Origin of the sequence: Embleya sp. AB8 (genome assembly GCF_049739465.1) — a bacterium.
Classification (GTDB): Bacteria; Actinomycetota; Actinomycetes; order Streptomycetales; family Streptomycetaceae; genus Embleya.
Genome location: NZ_JBMHHY010000038.1, coordinates 57534 through 78493 on the forward strand (window position 1 = coordinate 57534; position 20960 = coordinate 78493).

15 protein-coding genes are annotated in these 20960 nt (G+C 71.2%); 8 read left to right on the top strand and 7 right to left on the bottom strand.

What is annotated here, in order from left to right; translation table 11 throughout:
• Positions 1 to 47 precede the first annotated feature (47 nt).
• Entirely contained in the window at positions 48 to 203 is a 156-nt protein-coding gene (locus ABIA38_RS39980) for a hypothetical protein (RefSeq protein WP_424643892.1), read from the top strand.
• 61 nt (positions 204 to 264) lie between these two features.
• On the opposite strand, the gene ABIA38_RS39985 is transcribed toward ABIA38_RS39980, so the two are convergent.
• The 3 genes from ABIA38_RS39985 to ABIA38_RS39995 form a co-directional block, all read right to left on the bottom strand.
• Positions 265 to 1521, bottom strand: coding sequence for a nucleotide sugar dehydrogenase (locus ABIA38_RS39985; RefSeq protein WP_424643893.1), 1257 nt, complete (start codon positions 1519 to 1521; stop codon positions 265 to 267).
• Between the two features lie 56 nt (positions 1522 to 1577).
• A complete protein-coding gene (locus tag ABIA38_RS39990; protein WP_424643894.1) occupies positions 1578 to 2213 on the bottom strand; it encodes a hypothetical protein in 636 nt (211 codons plus the stop codon).
• Positions 2214 to 3144: 931 nt separating this feature from the next.
• A complete protein-coding gene (locus ABIA38_RS39995; protein WP_424643895.1) occupies positions 3145 to 4611 on the bottom strand; it encodes an aldehyde dehydrogenase family protein in 1467 nt (488 codons plus the stop codon).
• Between the two features lie 263 nt (positions 4612 to 4874).
• On the opposite strand from ABIA38_RS39995, the gene mfd reads away from it, so the two are divergent.
• The 3 genes from mfd to ABIA38_RS40010 all read left to right on the top strand — a co-directional run bounded on the left by mfd (position 4875) and on the right by ABIA38_RS40010 (position 10447).
• Complete coding sequence (mfd, locus tag ABIA38_RS40000; protein ID WP_424643896.1) at positions 4875 to 8435, top strand: transcription-repair coupling factor; 3561 nt, start codon at positions 4875 to 4877, stop codon at positions 8433 to 8435.
• A gap of 212 nt (positions 8436 to 8647) precedes the next feature.
• Positions 8648 to 9364: a SurA N-terminal domain-containing protein gene (locus ABIA38_RS40005; protein WP_424643897.1), complete on the top strand. Its 717-nt coding sequence runs from the start codon at positions 8648 to 8650 to the stop codon at positions 9362 to 9364.
• Between the two features lie 21 nt (positions 9365 to 9385).
• Positions 9386 to 10447 (top strand): MazG family protein, encoded by a 1062-nt coding sequence (locus ABIA38_RS40010; protein WP_424643898.1) that lies wholly within the window; start codon positions 9386 to 9388, stop codon positions 10445 to 10447.
• 97 nt (positions 10448 to 10544) lie between these two features.
• Here ABIA38_RS40010 and ABIA38_RS40015 read toward each other — a convergent pair whose 3' ends face one another.
• The 4 genes from ABIA38_RS40015 to sdhC are packed head-to-tail and all read right to left on the bottom strand — an operon-like array spanning position 10545 to position 13938.
• Positions 10545 to 11327, bottom strand: coding sequence for a succinate dehydrogenase iron-sulfur subunit (locus ABIA38_RS40015; RefSeq protein ID WP_424643915.1), 783 nt, complete (start codon positions 11325 to 11327; stop codon positions 10545 to 10547).
• Complete coding sequence (sdhA, locus tag ABIA38_RS40020) at positions 11324 to 13081, bottom strand: succinate dehydrogenase flavoprotein subunit (protein ID WP_424643899.1); 1758 nt, start codon at positions 13079 to 13081, stop codon at positions 11324 to 11326. The genes ABIA38_RS40015 and sdhA overlap by 4 nt, the downstream gene beginning before the upstream one ends.
• A gap of 28 nt (positions 13082 to 13109) precedes the next feature.
• Positions 13110 to 13556: a succinate dehydrogenase hydrophobic membrane anchor subunit gene (locus tag ABIA38_RS40025; protein WP_424643900.1), complete on the bottom strand. Its 447-nt coding sequence runs from the start codon at positions 13554 to 13556 to the stop codon at positions 13110 to 13112.
• Between the two features lies 1 nt (position 13557).
• A complete protein-coding gene (sdhC, locus tag ABIA38_RS40030; protein WP_424643901.1) occupies positions 13558 to 13938 on the bottom strand; it encodes a succinate dehydrogenase, cytochrome b556 subunit in 381 nt (126 codons plus the stop codon).
• Between the two features lie 395 nt (positions 13939 to 14333).
• On the opposite strand from sdhC, the gene ABIA38_RS40035 reads away from it, so the two are divergent.
• The 4 genes from ABIA38_RS40035 (at position 14334) to ABIA38_RS40050 (ending at position 20843) form a co-directional block, all read left to right on the top strand.
• Positions 14334 to 16241 (top strand): methylmalonyl-CoA mutase subunit beta, encoded by a 1908-nt coding sequence (locus tag ABIA38_RS40035; protein WP_424643902.1) that lies wholly within the window; start codon positions 14334 to 14336, stop codon positions 16239 to 16241.
• Positions 16238 to 18454 carry a methylmalonyl-CoA mutase gene (gene scpA / locus ABIA38_RS40040; protein ID WP_424643903.1) on the top strand — a complete coding sequence of 739 codons (2217 nt, stop codon included), beginning with the start codon at positions 16238 to 16240 and terminating at the stop codon, positions 18452 to 18454. The genes ABIA38_RS40035 and scpA overlap by 4 nt, the downstream gene beginning before the upstream one ends.
• Complete coding sequence (gene meaB / locus ABIA38_RS40045; protein WP_424643904.1) at positions 18454 to 19452, top strand: methylmalonyl Co-A mutase-associated GTPase MeaB; 999 nt, start codon at positions 18454 to 18456, stop codon at positions 19450 to 19452. Before scpA ends, meaB begins: the two co-directional genes overlap by 1 nt.
• Before the next feature lie 164 nt (positions 19453 to 19616).
• Positions 19617 to 20843: an amidohydrolase gene (locus tag ABIA38_RS40050; RefSeq protein ID WP_424643905.1), complete on the top strand. Its 1227-nt coding sequence runs from the start codon at positions 19617 to 19619 to the stop codon at positions 20841 to 20843.
• Positions 20844 to 20960 lie beyond the last annotated feature (117 nt).

Genomic DNA, 20960 nt, shown 5'->3' on the forward strand with positions numbered 1-20960 from the left:
TCCTCGGTCGGGACTCGAATGGCGCCTGCGATGTCTGGAGGTTGTCCATGAGCACTTGGGGATGGGTCTGCCAGGAGAGCGGTTGTCCGTCGAAGGCCGACGGAGCCCGTCAGCGGTACCGTTCGAAGGACGCGGCGCAGGTGGCGGCCAAGGCGCACACGAAGGCCACCGGGCACAAGACGAAGATCGTCGAATACAGGTAGCGGGCCGCGCGGCGCGCGGCGGCCGACCCCCACGGCCGCCGCGCGCCGGCCCGCAACGGGCCTACAACACCTCGATGTTGGGCCCGGCGCCGAGCACCCGTCGGCAGTCGAGCACATAGTCCGCGGTGCGCAGCAGGTCCAGGTCCACGTCGTCGTGGTCCACGAGCAGCACCACCGCGTCGGCCTCGGCCACGGTCTGCGCGGTCAACTCCACCCGGTGCAGCCGGGCGTCCACCACCTGGGAGGTCTCCACATGCGGATCGGCGGCGGTGACCTCGGCGCCCAGGTTCAGCAGCAGCCGGGCCACATGCGCCGACGGCGACTCCCGGGCGTCGCCGGTGTTCTTCTTGTACGCGAGTCCCACCAGCAGGACGCGCGAGCCGTTGACCGAGCGGCGCCGGGTGTTGAACGCGGCGGTGAGTCGGCGGATCACGTAGTCCGGCATGTGGTTGTTGACGTCGTTGGCGAGCTCCACGAAGCGGAAGTTCTGGCCCAGCGCGCGCTGCACCCGCCAGGACAGGTACGACGGGTCGATCGGCAGGCAGTGCCCGCCGACGCCGGGGCCCGGGGTGAAGCGCAGGAACCCGAACGGCTTGGTCGAGCACGCGTCGATCGCCTCCCACACGTCGATGCCCAGGTCGTGGGCGAACATCGCGACCTCGTTGACGAGCGCGATGTTCACGTGTCGGAAGGTGTTCTCGATCAACTTGACCAACTCGGCCTCCTTGGGCGAGGAGACCGGCACCACCCGCTCGATCAGCGAACCGTAGAAGCCCTCCACCACCGCGAGCGACGCGGCGTCCACGCCCGAGACCACCTTCGGCGTGTTCACCAGGTTCCAGGTCGGGTTGCCCGGGTCGATCCGCTCCGGGCTGTAGCCCAGGTGGAAGTCGCGGCCCGCGGTCAGTCCGGAGCCCTCCGCCAGGATCGGGCCGACCAACTCCTCCGTGGTGCCCGGGTAGGTGGTCGATTCGAGCACCACGCAGGCGCCCGGGCGCAGGTAGCGGGCGAGGGTGCGCGCGCACTCCTCGATGTAGCTCAGATCCGGTACACCCTCGCGCAGCGGCGTGGGTACGGTGATCACCGCGATGTCGTAGCCGCCCAGATCGCGCGGCTCGGCGGTGGCGCGGTAGCTGCCCGCGTCCAGGATCGCCCGCAGCTGTGCCGACGGGATGTCCTCGACGTAGGACTCGCCCGCCGCCAACCGCTTGACCCGCCCCTGGTCGACGTCGTAGCCGACCACGTCGTGGCCCACCTGCGCGGCCCGGACCGCCAGCGGCAGCCCCACATAGCCCTGACCGGCGATGACAACACGCATCCGAGAATCCCCCTCCTCGTGCAACCGCCCACCCCCGAGCGGTTGGTGATGCAACGTCAGGTGCGGCCCGGCACGTGATCGGCACGTGGTTTGGCCACCACCCAGGACGCGATGAGCCCGGCCTCGCGTTCGCCGCGCAGCACCGCGCCGGGAAACCGCGATGCCAGTTCCGCGCGTCGGACCGGATACACCCGCGGCGCCGATCCGCCGATCCGCGACCGGAGTCGATCGGGCAGCAGATGCAGCGCGGGCAGCGAGGTCTGCGGATCGAGCGGGTGCACGCGGGCGGATGCGCGCAGCCAGAACCGCTCGGCCGACGCGTGCACCACGTCGGCCAGCCGGGCCCGGCTGCTCGGCGCGGCCAACCGGTCGAGCAGGCCGTCGCACACCACCAGGTCGCAACTCCCGGACCAGGCAAGCGGATCGGCCGCCTCGTGGACCAGCCACGAGGCGAGTTCGGCGGATCGGTCGGCCGCCGCGACCACGCGCACCCGGGCGGGCCGGACCGGCGCGTGCCACCAGAACTCGGCCGAGCCGCCCAGGTCCACCACCCGCAACCGCTCGATGTCCGGGAACGCCTCGCGAAACCACAACCACCGTCGCGCCCGCGCCCCGGCCGCCACCTGCGAACGGGCCGCTCCCGCGCGCACCGACCAGGCCCGGACCAGACGTTGCGGCTGCGCACTCGACATCGCGAGCAATCCCCCCTGACGAGCCCACGACCTGGCGCCGCGGACCGGGGATCAGGCTATGGGGAAAGGGGCGGTGGGGGTGGGGGTTTGGGTGGGGTGGGTGGTGTGGGGGCGGGGCGCCGGGGCCGGGGTCGGGGTGGAGTGAGGTGCCGGGAGCGGAGTCGGGGGTGGGGCGGGGCACTGGGGCGGGAGTCGCGCGCGTAGTGAGGCGCCGGGGCGGGAGTCGCGGGTGCGAGGCAGCGGGGCCGGTGTCGCGGGTGCGGCGAGGTACCGGGACCGGAGTCGTGCGCGCGGTGAGTACCGGGGCCGGAGTCGCGGGCGCAGCGAGCCACGGGGACCGGAGTCGTGCGCGCGGCGAGGCGCCGGGGCCGGAGTCGCGGGTGCAGTGTTGCTCTTGTTGGGCGGCTTCGCCGCCGGCTCGCGAGATACCGCTTTTTGCTCCTCCGCTTCGCTCCCCCGCAAAAAGCGGCACCTCGCTCGGAGCGGGGTGTCCCTCCGCTTCGCTCCGGGCCACCCCGCTCAAACTTTGCGGCTCCGCCGCTCTCCGCGCTTCGCGCGTCGATCACCGCAGGTGGCCCGGCTCGGGGGCGCTGCGCCGGGACGCGGCCTCCGTCGGGGACTTGGGGGAAGCCCGTCTCGAAACCGCAGCCGATCCACCAAATCTCGGTCACCATCCCGGGCGGGGGTCGCGGGGCCGGACCGGGCCGCCCGGGGCCTCTGATCCCGCAGCCATCGAGGTGAACGCAACGGGTGGAGCGGGCGGGTACAGCCGTGTGTCGCGCACGCGGACATGCGGACGACCCCGGGGAAGGATCCCGGGGTCGTCCGCGGTCGGTGGGGAGCGGTCGCCGGTGAGCAGGCGGGGGCGAGCGCTCCATGGCGGGCGGGTCGACCGCCAGTGGTCGGCGGCCGGTGCCCGCTCGCCCGACGGTCAGACGCTGGGCCAGACGATGCTCTGGATCTCGCTGTAGGCGGCCAGCCCGTAGGAGCCGCCGTCACGGCCGATGCCGGACTGCTTGAAGCCGCCGAACGGGGCCTCCATGTTGCGGCCCACGGTGTTCACCCCGACCCCGCCGGAGCGCAGCCGCCGGGCCACCGCGTAGGCGCGTGTGGTGTCGCCGGAGAAGACGTAGGAGATCAGCCCGTAGTCGGAGTCGTTGGCGAGCCGGATCGCCTCCTCCTCGTCCCCGTCGAACGGGATCACCGTGACCACCGGGCCGAAGAACTCCTCGCGCGCGATGGTCATCTCGTTGGTCGCGTCGGCGAACAACGTCGGCGCCACGTAGAAACCCTTCGCGAAGTCGGGCCGCTCGCCGCCGACCACCAGGCGGGCGCCCTCCTCGCGGCCCCGGGCGATCAGCGCCTCCACCCGGCCGCGCTGCACCGCGGAGATCACCGGGGTGACCTGGGTGGCCGGGTCCAGCGGGCTGCCCACCTTGAGGCCCTTCGCATGCTCGGCGAGTCGCTCCACCAGCCGGTCGTAGATGCCGCGCTGGGCGATCACCCGGGTGGGCGCGGTGCAGATCTGGCCCGCGTAGAAGCTCCACACGGTGCCGATGCCGTGCACCGCCGCGTCCAGGTCCGCGTCGTCGAGCACGATGCACGCGCCCTTGCCGCCCAGCTCCATCAGCTGGCGCTTGAAGGTCCGGCTCGCCACCTGGGCGATCCGGGCGCCGATCAGCGTCGAGCCGGTGAAGCTGATCATGTCCACGTGCGGCGAGTCCACGGTCGCCTCGGACACGTCCACGCCCGAACCGGTGACGATGTTCAGCACGCCGGCCGGCAGCCCGGCCTCGGCCAGCGCCTCGGCCATCCGGTACACCGCCAGCGGGTCCTGCGGCGCGGGCTTGACCACGACCGTGTTGCCCATCGCCAGGGCCGGCGCGACCTTGCCCGCGGTGTTCGCCAGCGGGTTGTTGTACGACGTGATGCAGGTGACCACGCCGACCGGCTGACGGACCTCCACGGCGCCGAAGATGCCCGCCCGGCTCAGCGCGGTCTCCGGGGTGGCCTGGGGGTTGAGCGCGAACTCGGTCGGCTCCAGGGCGCCCTTGGCGTAGCGCTTGAACCGCGAGTAGGTGGTGCCCAGCTGCATCATGCCCGCCACCGCGAGCGTGGCGCCGGTCTCGGCGGAGGCCAGCGGGACCACCTCGCCGCCGAGCTTGAGGAACAGGTCCGCGGCCCGGTCCAGGATCCGGGAGCGTTCCTCGGGGGCGGTTCGCGACCACGTTCCGAACGCCTCGGCGGCCGCCGCCGTGGCCGCGTGCGCCTGCTCCACCGACGCGTCCGGCGCCAGGCCCACGACCTCCTCGGTCGCCGGGTTGATCACCTCGTAGTGACCGCGCTCCGGCTCGACCCATTCGCCGCCGATGTAGAGCTTCTGCTGCGCGCTGCTCATCGTGTCCGTCGCTCCCCTGGTCCGGCCGCCGCCCGGGACTCCCGACGGTCCGTCGAGAATCCGACGACCCGTCAGATTCGTGTTCGCAGGCCATTGGACCCCCTATCCGTCGCATTGCCAAGAGGTAGGGGTAGGCGGTGCTGGTCACAGTCGCGCACGCTCGGCGCAGGCGACACCGACCCCTTCGGGCGTAGGGTTGTCCGGGAACCCCGGTCCTTTTCCAAGGTCGGGGCCGTTCGCGTTGCGGAGGATCCAACCGGCCCATGAGCCTGACCGGTCTGCTAGACATCGTCGTCCAGGACCCCGCCGTCGCCGAGGCGGTGCGGGCCGCGTCCGAGGGCCGCGGTACCGCCCTCGACCTCGTCGGACCACCGGCGTTGCGACCCTTCGTGGTGGCCGCGATCGCCGCCCGCGCGGATCGACCCGTACTCGCGGTCACCGCCACCACCCGCGAGTGCGAGGACCTGGTCGCCGCGCTGGGGTCGCTGCTGCCCGAGGACTCCGTGGTGGAGTACCCCTCGTGGGAGACGCTCCCGCACGAACGCCTGTCGCCGCGCTCGGACACCGTCGGGCGCCGGCTCGCGGTGCTGCGCAGACTCGCCCACCCGACCTCCGGCGGCCCGGCCGACTCGGGCACCGGCAGGCTCAAGGTGGTCGTCGCGCCGATCCGCAGCGTGCTCCAGCCACAGGTCAAGGGCCTTGGCGACCTGGAACCGGTGGCGCTGACCGCCGGGCAGGAGATCGAGCTGGACACCGTCGTCGAGCAGCTCGCGGCAGCCGCCTACTCCCGGGTCGACCTGGTGGAGAAGCGCGGTGAATTCGCGGTGCGCGGCGGCATCCTGGACGTCTTCCCGCCGACCGAGGAACACCCGCTCCGGGTCGAGTTCTGGGGCGATCAGGTCGAGGAGATCCGCTGGTTCAAGGTGGCCGACCAGCGCTCCCTGGAAACCGCCGAACACGGGTTGTGGGCGCCGCCGTGCCGGGAGCTGCTGCTCACCGACGAGGTGCGCGAGCGGGCCCGCGAGCTGCTCGTGGAGCACCCCGGGCTGGTCGAGATGCTCGGGAAGATCGCCGAGGGCATCGCGGTCGAGGGCATGGAGTCGCTCGCCCCGGCCCTGGTGGACGACATGGAGCTGCTCCTGGACGTGCTGCCCGCCGGGAGCCATGTGCTGGTCTGCGACCCCGAGCGGGTGCGCACCCGCTCGGCCGACCTGGTGGCCACCAGCCGCGAGTTCCTGGACGCCTCGTGGGCCGCCGCGGCGGGCGGCGGGGAGAGCCCGATCGACCTGGGCGCGGCCTCCCTGTGGAGCCTGGCCGACGTGCGCGAGCACGCCGCCGACATCGGCGTGCCGTGGTGGTCGCTCAGCCCGTTCAGCGCGGACGCCGACGAGTGCGGCAACGAGATCGGCGCGGTCGAGGCCGAGGCGTATCGCGGCGACGCCCAGCGGGTGCTGGCCGAGATCAAGGGCCGGCTCGCCGAGGACTGGCGCGTGGTACTGGTCACCGAGGGCCACGGGCCCGCCTCGCGGTTCGTCGAGACGCTCTCCGGCGAGGGCGTCGCGGCCCGCCTGGACGCCGACCTGGACACCGTGCCGGATCCCGGCCTGGTACACGTGACCACCGGCTGCCTGGGCCACGGCTTCAGCTCCGAGCCGCTGCGCATCCTGGTGCTCACCGAGGAGGACGTCTCCGGCCAGCGCACCTCCACCAAGGACATGCGCCGGCTGCCCAGCCGGCGGCGCAACATGGTCGACCCGCTCCAGCTCAAGCCCGGCGACTTCGTCGTGCACGAGTCGCACGGCGTGGGCCGCTACGTGGAGATGCTCCAGCGCACCGTGCAGGGCGCCCAGCGCGAATACCTGGTCCTGGAATACGCGCCGGCCAAGCGCGGCCAACCCGGCGACCGGCTGTTCGTGCCCACCGACCAGCTGGAGCAGGTGACCAAGTACGTCGGCGGGGAGAGCCCGTCGCTGCACCGGCTCGGCGGGGCGGACTGGGCCAAGACCAAGGCCAAGGCGAAGAAGGCGATCAAGGAGATCGCCGGCGACCTGATCAAGCTCTACTCGGCCCGGATGGCCGCGCCGGGGCACGCCTTCGGCCCGGACACCCCGTGGCAGCGCGAGCTGGAGGACGCCTTCCCCTACATCGAGACGCCCGACCAGCTCTCCTCGATCGAGGAGGTCAAGGGCGACATGGAGAAGCCGATCCCGATGGACCGGCTGATCTGCGGCGACGTCGGCTACGGCAAGACCGAGATCGCGGTGCGGGCGGCCTTCAAGGCGGTCCAGGACGGCAAGCAGGTGGCCGTACTGGTGCCCACCACGCTGCTCGTCCAGCAACACTTCTCCACCTTCTCCGAGCGCTACGCGCAGTTCCCGGTGGTGGTGAAGTCGTTGTCCCGGTTCCAGACCGAGACCGAGGCCAAGGCGGTCCTGGAGGGGCTGCGCGAGGGTTCGGTCGACATCGTGATCGGCACCCACCGGCTGTTCTCGGCCGAGACGAAGTTCAAGGACCTGGGCCTGGTCATCGTCGACGAGGAGCAGCGCTTCGGCGTCGAGCACAAGGAGCAGCTGAAGAAGCTGCGGGCCAACGTGGACGTGTTGACGATGTCCGCGACGCCGATCCCGCGCACCCTGGAGATGGCGGTCACCGGCATCCGGGAGATGTCCACGATCACCACGCCGCCCGAGGAGCGGCACCCGGTGCTCACCTTCGTGGGACCGTACGAGGAGAAGCAGATCGGCGCCGCGATCCGGCGCGAACTGCTGCGCGAGGGACAGGTCTTCTACATCCACAACCGGGTCGAGTCGATCGACCGTACGGCGGCGAAGATCCGTGAACTGGTGCCCGAGGCGCGGGTGGCCATCGCACACGGCCAGATGCACGAGAACGCGTTGGAACAGGTGGTGGTGGACTTCTGGGAGAAGGAGTTCGACGTTTTGGTCTGCACCACGATCGTGGAGTCCGGCATCGACATCTCCAACGCCAACACGCTGATTGTCGAGCGGGCCGACAACTTCGGCCTGTCCCAGCTGCACCAACTGCGCGGCCGGGTCGGGCGCGGGCGCGAACGCGCGTACTCCTACTTCCTCTACCCGCCGGAGAAGCCGCTGACCGAGACCGCGCACGAGCGGCTGGCCACGATCGCCCAGCACACCGAGATGGGCGCGGGCATGTTCGTGGCGATGAAGGACCTGGAGATCCGCGGCGCGGGCAACCTGCTCGGCGGCGAGCAGTCCGGGCACATCGCGGGCGTCGGATTCGACCTCTACGTACGCATGGTGGGCGAGGCGGTCAACCAGTACAAGGAACTCGCGGCGGGCGGCGAGGGCGCCGAGGAGATCCCGGAGATCCGGGTCGAACTGCCCATCGACGCACACGTCCCGCACGACTACGTGCCCGGCGAGCGGCTGCGCCTGGAGGCGTATCGGCGGATCGCGGCGATCACCTCCGAGTCGGACATCGACGCGGTGCGGGCCGAACTGGTGGACCGCTACGGGCCGTTGCCGCAGCCGGTGGAAAACCTCCTGGCGGTGGCCCGGTTCCGGGCGCATGTCCGGCAGGCGGGCGTCGCCGACGTCACCCTGCAGGGCAACTTCGTCCGGTTCGGGCCGGTCGAGCTGCGCGAGTCGCAGCAGTTGCGGCTCCAGCGGCTGTATCCGAAGACACTGGTCAAGACGGCCACCCAGCAGATCCTGGTACCCAAGCCGATGACCGCCCGGATCGGCGGTCAGCCGCTGCGCGACGTGGCGCTGCTCGCCTGGGCGCGGGACCTGGTGGACGCGATCCTGTTGGAGCCGATCGCGGCGGCGGCGGGCAAGTAGCCGGTCGCCCCCGGGCCGGCGCGAGGCGTCGGCCCGGGCCCGGGCGGCGGGTCGGTTCGGGCCCGGTGGTCCGCCGGCGTGCGGATGATCTTGGCGAATCTGCGGACTTCGGGCGTGCCCGCCCGTATCTTTGATCGTTGGTCATGGGTCGCACGCCTGCCGTGGCCGACAGTCGTACCGCCGTACAGCGCCATCGAGCCTCGGGAGTTCGTGTGAGTCGCACGTCGCGTTCCGTCCCTGTCGATCCCGCGCACCGCCCGCGGCGAGCCGCCTCCCGGGCCCGGGTGGTCGCGGTGGGCCTGGTACTGGTCACCGGCCTGGCGTTGTCCGGCTGTTCGGAATCCAAGGCCGGGGCCGCCGCCATGGTCGGCGGGGACCGGATCGAGATCTCGACCCTGAACGCCAAGGTCGCCAAACTGGAGCAGGCATTCACCGCGCAGCATCTCCCGCTGGCCGGCAGCGGCGCCCAACTGGAGGCCAACCAGGCCGAGTTGGTGCAACTGATCCAGCGTCGGGTGGTCGACGAGGCGGCCCGCCGCAACCACATCTCGGTGACCGCGACCCAGGTGCTCCAGGCCCGGCGCACCCTGGAGGGCAGGTTCGGCAGCCCGCAGGCACTGCAGAACCGGCTGCTGCAGACCGGCGTGTTGCCCGGCGAGGTGGACGACTTCGTCCGGACCGAGGCACTCAAGCCGGAGATCGCCAAGGCGCGCGGGATCGACCTGGGCTCGGCCGACGCGCAGGCGCGGCTGAACCAGTATCTGGGCGATGTGGCGAGCTCGATGAAGATCCAGGTGAACCCGAGGTACGGCACGTGGGACTCGGCCAAGCTGACCACCACCGCGGCGACCTACTCGTGGTTGGCCCCGGGCACCCAGCCCGCCACCGGCCTGGTCGAGGTGCCCACCGGCGCGGGGGGCGGCGCCTGAGTCGGACCGTAGGCTGGCCGGGTGAGTGACTCGTCTGCTTCCGCACCCGCCGTGCCCGTCAACCGCCTCGTCCTGCTCGCCACCACGCACCGGGTCGCCCCCGGCCTGCTGAGCCGGCCCGCGTGGCGGACGTTGCGCGCGGCGGCCGACGCGCCGACCGGGGGCGTGCTGACCGCCGACGCCGACCACCCGCAACTGCCGTATCTGCGCGAGGCGGGCATCGACGTGGAGGTGGTCGGCCTCGACGCCGGCCCGCGCGCGGTCGCCCGCGCACTGGTCGAGCGGGCCCGCACGGGGCTGGTGGTGTGGCTCGCGGGGACCGACGACGACCCGGGCCTGGGTCCGGCGCTCGGGCAGGTGGCGGCCGGGGAGCAGGACGGCGCGCCGATCCCGGAGATCGAACTGCTGCCCGGCGCGTGGGACCTGCCGGGGGCGCGGCTCCTGGACCTGGTCGCGGTCATGGACCGGCTGCGCTCGCCGGGCGGTTGCCCGTGGGACGCCAAGCAGACCCACGAGTCGCTGGCGCGGTATCTGGTCGAGGAGACCTACGAACTGGTGGACGCGATCGACTCGGGCGACCGCGAGCATCTGCGCGAGGAACTGGGCGACGTGCTGATGCAGGTGTTCTTCCACGCCCGGGTGGCCGAGGAGGACGAGGCCGACCCGTTCTCCGTGGACGACGTGGCCGGCGGCATCGTGGCCAAGCTGATCAGCCGTCACCCACACGTGTTTGCCGACGTCGAGGCGGACACCCCGGAGGCGGTCGAGGCCAACTGGGACACGCTCAAGGCGGCCGAGAAGAGCGACCGGGCCTCGGCGCTCGACGGCGTGGCGCTCGGCCAGCCCGCCCTGGCGCTGGCGGCCAAGTACCTGTCCCGCACGGCCAAGGCGGGCCTGACCGTACCGACCCCGGCCCTCCCGCCCGCCATCGACCCGGACGCCTACACCGGCCCCGAGGCAATCGGCGACCTGCTCCTGGCCGTCACCGAACTGGCGGCCCGCCAAGGCGTGGACGCCGAAACCGCCCTGCGCGCCGCGACGCTGCGCCACGGCGCCCGCGTCCGCGAGGTCGAGGGGCGCTAGTCGAGGGGCGCCGGCCGAAACCCCCACCGCCGCCGCCCGAAACAGCCGAGGGCCCGGAAACCGATCTCGGTTTCCGGGCCCTCGTCGGGTCAATCGATCACACCCGGCGGAAGATCAGCGCGCGCTTCACTTCCTGGATCGCCTTGGTGACCTCGATGCCACGCGGGCACGCGTCGGTGCAGTTGAAGGTCGTCCGGCAACGCCACACGCCCTCCTTCTCGTTGAGGATCTCCAGGCGCTCCTCGGCGCCCTCGTCCCGCGAGTCGAAGATGAACCGGTGTGCGTTGACGATCGCGGCCGGGCCGAAGTACTGCCCGTCGCTCCAGAACACCGGGCACGACGTGGTGCACGCCGCGCACAGGATGCACTTGGTGGTGTCGTCGAACCGTTCCCGGTCCTCGGGACTTTGCAGCCGCTCGCGCGTCGGCTCGTTGCCGGACGTGATCAGGAACGGCATCACATCCTTGTACGCCTGCATGAACGGGTCCATGTCGACGACGAGGTCCTTCTCCAGCTTCAGGCCCTTGATCGCCTCGACCGTGATCGGCTTGGACATGTCCAAGTCCTTGACCAGGGTCTTGCAGGCCAGCCGGTTGCGGCCGTTGATCCGCATCGCGTCCGAGCCGCAGATCCCGTGCGCGCACGAGCGGCGGAAGGTCAGCGAACCGTCCTGCTCCGCCTTGATCTTCATCATCGCGGTCAGGATGCGCTCGGTCGGGTCGGCCTCGACCCGGAAGTCCTGCCAGTGCGGCTCGGTGTCCGTCTCCGGGTTGAACCGGCGGATCCGCAGCGTGATCACGATCGGCGTGTGGTCGCGCTCGGCGGCCGTGTTGCCGTGCCCGGTGCCGGGCGCGGTCTCTTCCACTACGGCAGTCATCAGTACTTACGCTCCATCGGCTGGTAGCGGGTGACCACGACCGGCTTGTAGCCCAGGCGGATCGAGTGCTCGCCCTTCGCGTCGACCTCGCGGTACGCCATCGTGTGCTTCATGTAGTTCTCGTCGTCGCGTGCCTGGAAGTCCTCGCGGGCGTGCCCGCCGCGGGACTCCTTGCGGTTTTGCGCGCCGACCACCAGGACCTCGGCCAGGTCGAGCAGGAAGCCCAGCTCGATCGCCTCGAGCAGGTCGGTGTTGTACCGCTTGCCCTTGTCCTGGATGGAGACGTCCAGGTAGCGCTTCTGCAGGCCCTTGATGTCGGAGAGCGCCTGCTTGAGCGTCTCCGCGGTGCGGTAGACGCCGGCGTTGGCGTCCATCGTCTCCTGCATCTCGGCGCGGATCGCGCCGACCCGCTCGGTGCCCGCACTGTCCCGCAGCCGCTCGATCAGCTCGACCACGGTGGCCTCGGGAGCCTCCGGCAACTCGACGAAGTCGTGCGAAGTGGCGTACTCGGCGGCGGCGATGCCCGCTCGGCGGCCGAACACGTTGATGTCGAGCAGCGAGTTGGTGCCGAGCCGGTTGGAGCCGTGCACCGACACGCACGCGACCTCGCCGGCCGCATACAGGCCGGGCACCACGGTGGTGTTGTCCGAGAGCACCTCGGCCTCGACGTTGGTCGGGATGCCGCCCATCGCGTAGTGCGCGGTGGGGTACACCGGGACCAGCTCGGTGGTCGGCTCGACGCCCAGGTAGGTGCGCGCGAACTCGGTGATGTCGGGGAGCTTCTCCTCGATCTGCGCGGCCGGCAGGTGGGTCAGGTCGAGGTAGACGTAGTCCTTGTTCGGACCCGCGCCGCGACCCTCCAGCACCTCCAGGACCATCGAGCGGGCCACGATGTCGCGCGGCGCGAGGTCCTTGATGGTCGGCGCGTAGCGCTCCATGAAGCGCTCGCCGTCCGCGTTGCGCAGGATGCCGCCCTCGCCGCGGGCGCCCTCGGTGAGCAGGATGCCCAGGCCCGCGAGACCGGTCGGGTGGAACTGGTAGAACTCCATGTCCTCCAGCGGCAGTCCGCGACGCCACGCGATGCCCATGCCGTCCCCGGTGAGGGTGTGCGCGTTGGAGGTGGTCTTGAAGACCTTGCCGAAGCCGCCGGTCGCGAAGATCACCGACTTGGCCTGGAAGACGTGGATCTCGCCGGTGGCCAGCTCGTAGGCGACCACGCCGGAGGTGGTCTTGTTGCCGGCCTCGTCCTCGGCCAGGAGCAGGTCCAGGACGTAGAACTCGTTGTAGAACTCGACGTTCTGCTTGACGCAGTTCTGGAACAGCGTCTGCAGGATCATGTGGCCGGTGCGGTCCGCCGCGTAGCAGGAGCGACGCACCGCCGCCTTGCCGTGGTCGCGGGTGTGCCCGCCGAAGCGGCGCTGGTCGATCCGGCCCTCGGGGGTCCGGGAGAAGGGGAGACCCATCTTCTCCAGGTCCAGGACGGCGTCGATCGCCTCCTTGCACATGATCTCCGCGGCGTCCTGGTCGGTGAGGTAGTCACCACCCTTGACCGTGTCGAACGTGTGCCACTCCCAGTTGTCCTCCTCGACGTTCGCGAGGGCGGCGCACATGCCGCCCTGCGCGGCGCCGGTGTGCGAACGCGTGGGATACAGCTTGGTCAGTACGGCGGTACGGCTGCGCTTGCTCGACTCCAGGGCCGCGCGCATGCCGGCGCCGCCCGCGCCGACGATGACGGTGTCGTACTTGTGGGTCTGCATGATGCTCGTTCAGTCCTCGGGGTACTGGTCAGCTGCCGATGTTCGGGTCGAAGGTGAAGATCACCAATGTCCCCAGGAAAAGCACGATCAGCGCGGACGTGTAGAGCAGCGTCTTGAGCCAGAACCGGGTCTGGTCCCGCTCCGCGTAGTCGTTGATGATCGTGCGCAGACCGTTGACACCGTGCAGCTCGGCGAGCCACAGCATGATCAGGTCCCACGACTGCCAGAACGGCGACGCCCAGCGACCGGCGACGAACGCGAAGCCGATCCGGCTGACCCCGCCGTCGAGGACGAGCTGAATGAGCAGGTGGCCGAGCACCAGCACGACCAGGAGGATCCCGGACAGCCGCATGAACAGCCAGCTGTAGAGCTCGAAGTTGGTCTTCGTCGAGCGCGGCGAACGCTTGCTGCGGGGGGACTCGATCGACGGACCGCCGCCGTGGATCTTGGGTGCGTTCTCGATGGTTGCGGACACTTCAGCTCCCGAAGACGGTCTTGATCGAGTGCTCCAGGATCCGCGGCAGGCTGGCGGCCATCAGGATCAGCCACACGCCGAGCACCGCCCACAACATCTGCTTCTGGTAGCGCGGGCCCTTCTCCCAGAAGTCCACCGCGATGATCCGCAGACCATTGAGTGCGTGGAACAGGATGGCCGCGACGAGCCCGTACTCGAGCAGGTTGACGAACGGGTTCTTGTAGATCTCGATCGTCTGGTCGTACGCCTCGGGCGATACGCGAACGAGTGCGGTGTCGAGGACGTGCGCGAACAGGAAGAAGAAGATGAGGACGCCGGTGACTCGATGAGCCACCCAGGACCACATGCCTTCCCGGCCGCGGTAGAGCGTTCCAGCCGGCACGGAAACTACCCTCCGGGTGCGGTACAGGTGGGGACACGGCCGGCTGGGAGGGTGTCCGCATTCGGTGTCGGACCCTCTGGATGTCGGTCGGCCCGGCCGGGTATCGGTCGCCCGGCCCCGGCCATGGTAGCCACCGTTGCGGGGCCCTCTTGTGGCAGGGCGCGCGATGTGATCGATTCCGCACGGCAGAGTGGAACCATCCGGGTGACGGGCACGTCTCGGGTCACGGATCCCTGACGCCCCGTCAGCACCCGTCCGGGTGAAAGCGCCACGCTTGCGGACGAAAGTTCGGGGCAAGCGCGAAGGCCCAGGTCGGCGAGGTGACCGACGGGTAGGGCCGGCATCACATCGCTTGTGCGTATTCATCGGACCCGGTGATCCCTACGATGCGACGCATGACGGAGGCTACTGTCGATGGCGGCACGTCTACCGGATCCACCTTCGCGAGCCGATTCCCGCAACCCACGCGGGAACAATGGCAGCGCCTCGTGGCCGGCGTGCTCCGCAAATCGAAGGTGCTGGGCGAGCACGACGCGCCCGAGCGCCCCGAAGACCTGCTGGCGACCACCACCTACGACGGCATCGAGCTGTCCCCGCTCTACACCGAGGCGGCCGCGCGGCCGGGCGTGCCGGGGCTGAGCCCGTTCGTCCGGGGCTCGCGCGCGGCCGGACACGCGGCCGACGGTTGGGACGTGCGCCAATTGCACGCGGACACCGACCCGGCCCGGGCCAACGAGAGCGTGCTCGCGGATCTGGAGAACGGCGTCACATCCGTCTTCCTGCACGTGGGCGACGGCGCGTTGGCCCCCGCCGAACTCGCCCGCGCACTCGACGGCGTGTTGCTCGACCTGGCGCCGGTGGCCCTGACCACCGGCGCCGATTTCGTCGCCGCCGGCGACGCGTTGCTCGCCGTCTTCCGGGCGAGCGGCGTGGCGCCGGGCGAGTTGCGCGGCAACCTCGGGGCCGACCCGATCTCGCAGCACGCCCGCACCGGTTCGGGGGCCGACCCGGCCGCCGCCGCCGACCTCGCGGCGCGCGCCCACGCCGAGTTCCCCGGCATCCAGGCGATCGCCGTGGACGGGCAGCCCTACCACGAGGCGGGCGGCTCGGACGGCCAGGAACTCGGCGCGGCGACCGCCGCCGGCGTCGCCTACCTGCGCGCGCTGACCGCCGCCGGGCTCGACGTGGACACCGCGCTCGGCCTGGTCGAGTTCCGCTTCGCGGCCACCGCCGAGCAGTTCCCCACCATCGCCAAGCTGCGCGCGGCCCGCCGGTTGTGGGCCCGGGTCGCCCAGGCATCCGGCGCCGCCCCGACCGCCGGCGCCCAGCGCCAGCACGCGCTGACCTCGTGGGCGATGACCACCCGGCGCGACCCCTGGGTCAACATGTTGCGCACCACGGTCGCCGCCTTCGCGGCCGGCGTCGGCGGCGCCGACGCGGTCACCGTGCGCTCCTTCGACGCGGCGATCGGCCTGCCCGACCCGTTCTCCCGGCGGATCGCCCGCAATACGCAGGCGCTGCTCCTGGAGGAGTCGCACCTCGCGCAGGTGATCGACCCGGCCGGCGGCTCGTGGTTCGTCGAACAGCTCACCGACGATCTCGCGCGCGCCGGCTGGGCGTTCTTCCAGGAGATCGAACGGCGCGGCGGCATCGTCGCGGTGCTCGACTCGGGTTGGCTGGCCGAGCGGTTGGCCGAGGTCCGGGCGCAGCGGGACCGCGACATCGCCGATCGCACCGACCCGATCACCGGCGTGAGCGAGTTCCCCAACCTGACCGAGGCACCCGTCGTGCGCGCACCCGCGCCCGAGCCGCCGGTCTCCGCCGCCGGCCTGCCGAGGGTGCGCTACGCCGAGCCGTACGAGGCGTTGCGCGATCGCTCCGACGCGCTGCTCGCCGCCACCGGCGCCCGCCCGACCGTCTTCCTGGCCACCCTCGGCCCGCTCGCCCGGTACACCGCGCGGGCCGGCTTCGCCACGAACCTGTTCGCCGCCGGTGGCATCGCCGCCGCCGAGGCGGGCAGCACCGCGGTGGACGACAGTGCCGCGGCGCAGGTCGTCGAGCGCTGGACGGCGGCCGGCCGACCGGCGACGGTGGTGCTGACCTCCTCGGAGCAGCTCTACGCCACACTGGCCGCCCCGGTGGCCGCAGCGCTGCGTGCGGCCGGCGCCCGACGGATCCTGCTCGCCGGCCAAAAGGCGCACGGAGCCGAGCCGGACGGGTACGTGTACACCGGGTGCGACGCGCTCGCCGTCCTGCACGCCACGTACGAGACCCTGGCGGAAACCCCGGAGGGGGCGAAATGAGCATTCCCGACTTCACCCAGGTCGAGCTCGACGCGCCCGCGTCCGGCGACCTCGACGCGTGGCGCGACGCGGTGCGCGAGGAGACCGGCAAGGACGCGGACGCGCTGACCCACGACACCCCCGAGGGCATCCCGCTCAAGGCGCTCTACACCGAGGAGGACCTCGAAGGGCTCGACTTCCTGGGCACCTACCCGGGCATCACGCCGTTCCTGCGCGGTCCCTACCCGACGATGTACGTCAACCAGCCGTGGACGATCCGCCAGTACGCGGGCTTCTCCACCGCCGAGGAGTCCAACGCCTTCTACCGGCGCAACCTGGCGGCCGGCCAGAAGGGCCTGTCCATCGCGTTCGACCTGGCCACCCACCGCGGCTACGACTCGGACCACCCGCGGGTGACCGGCGACGTCGGCATGGCGGGCGTGGCGATCGACTCGATCTACGACATGCGCCAACTCTTCGACGGCATCCCGCTGGACAAGATGTCGGTCTCGATGACGATGAACGGCGCCGTGCTGCCGGTGCTCGCGCTCTACATCGTCGCGGCGGAGGAGCAGGGGGTGGCACCGGAACACCTGACGGGGACGATCCAAAACGACGTCCTCAAGGAGTTCATGGTCCGCAACACCTACATCTATCCGCCCAAGCCCTCGATGTCGATCATCTCCGACATCTTCGCGTACACCTCGCAGAAGATGCCGAAGTTCAACTCGATCTCCATCTCCGGCTACCACATCCAGGAGGCCGGAGCCACCGCCGACCTGGAACTGGCGTACACGCTCGCGGACGGCATCGAATACCTGCGCGCCGGCGTCGAGGCGGGCCTGGACATCGACGCGTTCGCACCGCGCCTGTCGTTCTTCTGGGCGATCGGGATGAACTTCTTCATGGAGGTCGCCAAGCTGCGCGCGGCGCGCCTGCTGTGGGCCGACATCGTCGCCTCGTTCGGCGCGAAGAACCCGAAGTCCTTCTCGCTGCGCACCCATTCGCAGACCTCGGGCTGGTCGTTGACCGCGCAGGACGTGTTCAACAACGTGGTGCGCACGTGCCTGGAGGCGATGGCCTCGACCCAGGGGCACACCCAGTCGTTGCACACCAACGCGCTGGACGAGGCACTCGCGCTGCCGACCGACTTCTCCGCCCGGATCGCGCGCAACACCCAGCTGCTGCTCCAGCAGGAGTCGGGCACCTGCGATGTGATCGACCCGTGGGGCGGCTCGGCGTACATCGAGCGGCTCACCCACGATCTGGCGGTCAAGGCCCGCGCGCACATCGCCGAGGCCGAGCGGGCCGGCGGCATGGCGTCGGCGATCGCCGAGGGGTTGCCCAAGCTGCGGATCGAGGAGGCGGCGGCGCGCACCCAGGCCCGGATCGACTCGGGTCGGCAGTCGGTGATCGGCGTCAACAAGTACCTGATCGCCGGTGACGAGGCGATAGACGTGCTCAAGATCGACAACAAGGCGGTCCGCGAAGGCCAGTTGGACAAGCTGCGCCGGTTGCGCGAGGAGCGCGACGACGACGCGGTACGCCGCGCCCTCGGCGCACTGTCCGGCGCCGCGCAGGCCGACGTCGAGGGCACTCGGCCGCGCGATCTCGAACACAACCTGCTCGCACTCGCCGTGGACGCGGCGCGCGCCAAGGCCACGGTCGGCGAGATCTCCGACGCGCTGGAATCGGCGTACGGCCGGCACCAGGCGCAGATCCGCACGCTGACCGGGGTCTACCGGGAAGAGGTGGGCATGTCGCCGAACGTGGAGACGGCCCGCGCGCTGGTCGCCCGGTTCGAGGAACTGGAGGGCCGCCGGCCGCGCATCCTGGTGGCCAAGATGGGCCAGGACGGGCACGACCGGGGGCAGAAGGTGATCGCCACCGCCTTTGCCGACCTCGGCTTCGACGTGGACGTGGGCGCGCTGTTCCAGACACCGGGCGAGGTGGCCCGGCAGGCGGTCGAGGCGGACGTGCACGTGGTCGGCGTGTCCTCGCTCGCCGCCGGGCACCTGACCCTGGTGCCCGCGCTGCGCGAGGAACTGGCCGCGCTGGACGCCGAGGAGATCATGGTCGTGGTCGGCGGGGTGATCCCGCCCGCCGACGTGCAGCCGCTGCTCGACATGGGCGCGGCGGCGGTCTTCCCGCCCGGCACGGTGATCGCGGACGCCGCGGTGGACCTGCTGGGCGGCCTGTACCGGCGGCTGGACCACGAGCTGCCGGTCGACTGATGGCACGGGTGATCGACGTCGGCGCGTATGCCGAAGGTGTGCTCGCGGGCAACCGGACGATCCTGGCCCGGGCGGTCACGCTGGTCGAGTCCACCCGGGCCGACCATCGCGACCTCGCGCAGGAGTTGCTGGTCAAGCTGTTGCCGCACGCCGGCGGTGCCCACCGGGTGGGCATCACCGGCGTGCCCGGGGTGGGCAAGTCGACCTTCATCGAGACGCTGGGCACCCGGCTGACCGGCGAGGGGCATCGGGTGGCGGTGCTCGCCGTCGACCCGTCCTCGTCCCGGCACGGCGGCAGCATCCTGGGCGACAAGACCCGGATGGGCCGACTCGCGGTGGACGAGCACGCGTTCGTGCGGCCCTCGCCGACCGCCGGCACGCTCGGCGGGGTGGCGCGGGCCACCCGCGAGTCGATCGTGTTGATGGAGGCGGCGGGCTACGACGTCGTGCTCGTGGAGACGGTCGGCGTGGGGCAGTCCGAGACGACCGTGGCGAACATGGTCGACTGCTTTCTGTTCCTGACCCTGGCCCGGACCGGTGATCAGCTCCAGGGCATCAAGAAGGGCGTCCTGGAGCTGGCGGACGTGGTGGCGGTGAACAAGGCGGACGGCGAGTACGCCCTCCCCGCCCGCCGCGCGGCCCGCGAACTGGCCGGTGCGCTGCGCCTGATGCGGCGCCCGGGGGAGTCCTGGACCACGCCGGTGCTGACCTGCTCCGGGCTGTCCGGGGAGGGCCTGGACGACGTCTGGGGAGCCGTCCTCAAGCATCGGCAAACGCTGGAGGCCACCGGCGAGTCGGCCGAGCTGCGGCGCCGGCAGCAGGTGGACTGGACCTGGGCGACGGTGTACGACGCGTTGCTCGCCGAGCTGCGCGGGCACCCCGCAGTACGGGCTATCGTGCCCGACCTGGAACGCGACGTGCGGGCCGGCCATCTCACCGCGACGCTTGCCGCGTCTCGCATCCTGGACGCGTTCCATGGGCGGCAAGGGAAGTCCTGAGCAATCGGGGCGCTTGGTCGATACGGGGTCGAGCGGGCCGAAGTCGGCCATTGTCGGAACGAGCGCACAGTCATACCCCAACCGGCCGTAGCGCATGCGCCGGCGGGACGCTTTTTTCTCACCCGAACGGGGGTAATTCGCTCCCTACCACGTCGGTAGGGCCGATGCAACGTAGTCTTGCGTGGGTGAGCGAATCCCTCCCCGCCCGGGCCGCCGGCAAAGCCGCGGCTTTCGCCGACGAGCTCGTCGCCTTTCGACGCGACCTGCACATGCACCCAGAGCTCGGTCGGGAGGAGTTCCGCACCACCGGGCTCATCCGGGAACGGTTGGTGCGCGCGGGACTGACCCCCCGGTTGTTGCCCGGCACCGGCCTGGTGTGCGACATCAGACCCGAACGGGCCTCGCCGGGCGGTCACTTCGACGAGGGGCTGATCGCGTTCCGCGGCGACATCGACGCGCTGCCCGTGGCCGACGTCAAGGACGTGCCCTACCGCTCGACGGTGCCCGGCCGGGCGCACGCGTGCGGTCACGACGTGCACACCTCGATCGTGCTCGGCACCGCTCTGGTGCTGGCCGAGTTCGCCCGCGAGGGGTTGTTGCCGCGCCCGGTCCGGCTGATCTTCCAGCCGGCCGAGGAGAAGCTGCCAGGCGGCGCGCTGGACGTGATCAAGGCGGGCGGTCTGGACGGCGTCGCGGAGATCCACGCGATCCACTGCGACCCCAAGGTGGAGGTGGGCCGGGTCGGACTGCGCTCCGGCGCGATCACCTCGGCCTGCGACCGCGTGGTGATCACCCTCGGCGGCGCGGGCGGGCACACCGCGCGCCCGCATCGCACCACCGACCTGGTCACCGCGCTGGCCAAGATGGCCGCCGAGCTGCCCTCGGTGTTCTCCCGGCGGATCGACCCGCGCTCGGGCGCGAGCCTGGTGTGGGGACGAATCGAATCCGGCTCGGCGCCCAACGTGATCCCGCAACACGGCGAGCTGGAGGGCACGCTGCGCTGCCTGGACCTGGAGGCGTGGCGGCAGGCCCCGGATCTGCTGCACGAGCTGGTCGACGCGATCGCCTCGACCTACGGCGCCAAGTGGGAGCTGGAGCACCACCGGGGTGTGCCGCCGGTGGTCAACGACCCGGACGCGGTCGCCGCGATGCGCACGATCGCCACCGGCGTACTGGGCGCGCAGGCGGTCGAGGGCACCGAGCAGAGCCTGGGCGGCGAGGACTTCTCGTGGTTCCTGGACCAGGTCCCCGGGCAGCTGACCCGGCTCGGCGTGCGACCGGTCGGACACCCCGTATACGACTTGCACCAGGGGCAGTTCGACGTCGACGAGCGGGCCATCGGGGTCGGTGTCGAGCTGTTCGCCGGGCTGGCGCTGCGGCCCTTTCGCTGACCTTCGACCGACCCGCCGCACGTCACGTGGGTGGGTACGCCGGGAACGCAGGTATGCGGAACTGTTAACCACCGCGACTCCGGTCCCCGTTCCTCCCGCGTTCGTAAGTCTGTAATG

What these genes read in the sequence shown, in the direction of transcription:
- ABIA38_RS39990 (WP_424643894.1), bottom strand. Translation starts at nt 2,213, where the DNA reads ATGTCGAGTGCGCAGCCGCAACGTCTGGTCCGGGCCTGGTCGGTGCGC.
- scpA (WP_424643903.1), top strand. Translation starts at nt 16,238, where the DNA reads ATGAGCATTCCCGACTTCACCCAGGTCGAGCTCGACGCGCCCGCGTCC.
- meaB (WP_424643904.1), top strand. Translation starts at nt 18,454, where the DNA reads ATGGCACGGGTGATCGACGTCGGCGCGTATGCCGAAGGTGTGCTCGCG.
- ABIA38_RS40035 (WP_424643902.1), top strand. Translation starts at nt 14,334, where the DNA reads ATGACGGAGGCTACTGTCGATGGCGGCACGTCTACCGGATCCACCTTC.
- sdhA (WP_424643899.1), bottom strand. Translation starts at nt 13,081, where the DNA reads ATGCAGACCCACAAGTACGACACCGTCATCGTCGGCGCGGGCGGCGCC.
- ABIA38_RS39980 (WP_424643892.1), top strand. Translation starts at nt 48, where the DNA reads ATGAGCACTTGGGGATGGGTCTGCCAGGAGAGCGGTTGTCCGTCGAAG.
- ABIA38_RS39995 (WP_424643895.1), bottom strand. Translation starts at nt 4,611, where the DNA reads ATGAGCAGCGCGCAGCAGAAGCTCTACATCGGCGGCGAATGGGTCGAG.
- mfd (WP_424643896.1), top strand. Translation starts at nt 4,875, where the DNA reads ATGAGCCTGACCGGTCTGCTAGACATCGTCGTCCAGGACCCCGCCGTC.
- ABIA38_RS40050 (WP_424643905.1), top strand. Translation starts at nt 19,617, where the DNA reads ATGCAACGTAGTCTTGCGTGGGTGAGCGAATCCCTCCCCGCCCGGGCC.
- ABIA38_RS39985 (WP_424643893.1), bottom strand. Translation starts at nt 1,521, where the DNA reads ATGCGTGTTGTCATCGCCGGTCAGGGCTATGTGGGGCTGCCGCTGGCG.